We start from the raw sequence: 281 nt of genomic DNA on the forward strand, positions 1-281 counted from the left end.
AGCGGCATCACCATGAACGGCAGGTACGAATACACCATCCCGATGTACACCCCCGCGTCGCTGTGATACAGCCGCAGCGGCGAGTGGATCAGACCGATCGCCATCAGCGCGTGGTTCAAGAGGCCGTCGTCCTTCAGGATGCCGATCCACGCGTACACCCGGATCAGGAACGACGTCCAGAACGGCAGCATCACCGCCATCATCAGCACGTTGCGCCGCGCCGGCTCCGAGCGCGCGATGTAGTACGCCATCGGATAGCCGATCAGCAGGCACAGCACCGT

1 protein-coding gene is annotated in these 281 nt (G+C 63.0%); it reads right to left on the reverse strand.

Annotated features, from left to right (window positions below):
* Positions 1-281, reverse strand: a 281-nt coding sequence (locus HZI36_RS26795; RefSeq protein ID WP_425485304.1) for an ABC transporter permease, incomplete at both ends; no start/stop codon positions are given.

This window comes from Burkholderia guangdongensis (assembly GCF_013403875.1).
Lineage (GTDB): Bacteria > Pseudomonadota > Gammaproteobacteria > Burkholderiales > Burkholderiaceae > Burkholderia > Burkholderia guangdongensis.